This window comes from Arthrobacter sp. 05L45_2 (assembly GCF_056397525.1).
On the sequence record NZ_JBFTNO010000339.1, the window covers coordinates 1 to 1,539 of the forward strand.

The following is a 1,539-nucleotide window of genomic DNA, read 5'->3' on the forward strand; positions in this document are numbered from 1 at the left end:
CTTCAGGACCGTGTTGGTCTGGTTCTTCCGGGCCTCGCGCGCTTTGACAGCGGCTTCGTACTTGTACTTGCCGAAGTCCATCAGCTTGCACACCGGAGGCTTAGCCTGCGGTGCAACTTCAACGAGATCAAGATCGGACTCGGCAGCCAAACGCAGGGCATCCTCAATACGGACAACCCCAACTTGTTCGCCTGCAGGGCCGACCAGCCGCACCTCGGGGACGCGGATACGCTCATTGATTCTTGGCTCGCTAATGTTAAAGCTCCTGTGTTCGTGAGGGGTACTCCGCCGGCAAATGAAGAAGGCCTCCAACTGCCGGAGCAATCGAAGGCCTCAAAGATCGGAACTGCCCTCCTCGTGACGAGGCGGCATGCAGGCCCTTCAGGCGTGAAGCCCGGAGGGAATGCCCGACCAGATACCCGGCAACCTTGATTCCTGGGGAATACTCGCGGCTGACGCGGGTGGGAGAGAACTCCGCTTGCAAACTGAAAACCAATCCTACAGAAAGATACCCGCTCAACGCACATGTGCGCCGTCGGGCTTCCGGAACTGCTGGAATAACGACATTCAGTTGGTCTGTGACAAGCTTACCAGCATGAGCACTTCAGATAGTAATTCACATGTTTACCAGCCGGCCGGTGGCCAGGACGACGTCTCCCAGCAGATCCGCGACATCTCCGAGGTTCCCGCGATCGAAGTCATCACCACCGCCGCCGTGCACCTGATGAGCGCRGCCGCCGTGAAGCTCGGCCTGGCCGCCGAGGACAATGCCGAAGAGCTCAAGGACCTGGACGAGGCCCGCAAGCTGATCACCGCCCTCGCTGGCCTGGTCACCGCAGCGGCCCCGGAGATCGGCTCCCAGCACGCCGGTCCGTTGCGCGACGGCCTGCGGTCCCTGCAGCTGGCGTTCCGCGAGGAATCAGTGATTCCGGACGCTCCGGGCAAGGGCCCGGGCGAAAAGTACACCGGTGCCGTCAACTAGCTGACAGCCACCAACCCGGCAACGGCAGGCAGCAGGAGAGCACGGCTCACTCCTGGCGCCTGCGACGGCGGGCGGACCATACCGGTCCGCCCGCCGTCGCCGTTTAACCGTCACCCGGCGCCGGCGCGGGGCCTGCCGGTCCTGGTTCGTCCGCGGCTGGTCTCCGGATCCGGCAGACTAGGCTGCGGCGAGCCGGCGCCTGCGCCGGTACTGCAGGAGCAGGCCCACCAGGCACAGCACTACACCGGCCACACCGACCGAGACGAACCCGGCACCGGGTCCCACGCCGTCAATGAACAGCCCGGCCAGCGGGGCGCCGAGCGCGACGCCGCCGGTCAGGGCAGAGCCGTACCAGCCCATCGCYTCGCCGCGGCGGCCCTCCTCCACCAGGTCGGCCACTTTTTCGGAGGCGGCTGAGAGCACGGGTGCGCAGAGCAGGCCCGGGAGCAGGGACAGCAACGCCAGGGTCCAGGTGTCCTGAGCGAACGCCATCGGCAGCGTCAGTGCTGACATGCCGAGGAGGAGCAGGATGGGCGAGACGGGCCGGTGCATGGCGC

The 1,539-nt window shown here is 65.5% G+C and carries 3 protein-coding genes; 1 reads left to right on the forward strand and 2 read right to left on the reverse strand.

The window, feature by feature from the left end:
- Positions 1-213, reverse strand: a 213-nt coding sequence (gene infC / locus AC1DHD_RS16215) for a translation initiation factor IF-3 (RefSeq protein WP_476880687.1), incomplete at its 3' end; no start/stop codon positions are given.
- Between the two features lie 382 nt (positions 214-595).
- On the opposite strand from infC, the gene AC1DHD_RS16220 reads away from it, so the two are divergent.
- Positions 596-982: a DUF1844 domain-containing protein gene (locus AC1DHD_RS16220; RefSeq protein WP_476880688.1), complete on the forward strand. Its 387-nt coding sequence runs from the start codon at positions 596-598 to the stop codon at positions 980-982.
- A 177-nt stretch (positions 983-1,159) separates the two neighbouring features.
- Here AC1DHD_RS16220 and AC1DHD_RS16225 read toward each other — a convergent pair.
- Positions 1,160-1,539 (reverse strand): MFS transporter (locus AC1DHD_RS16225; protein WP_476880689.1); only part of this gene is annotated, 380 nt, incomplete at its 5' end.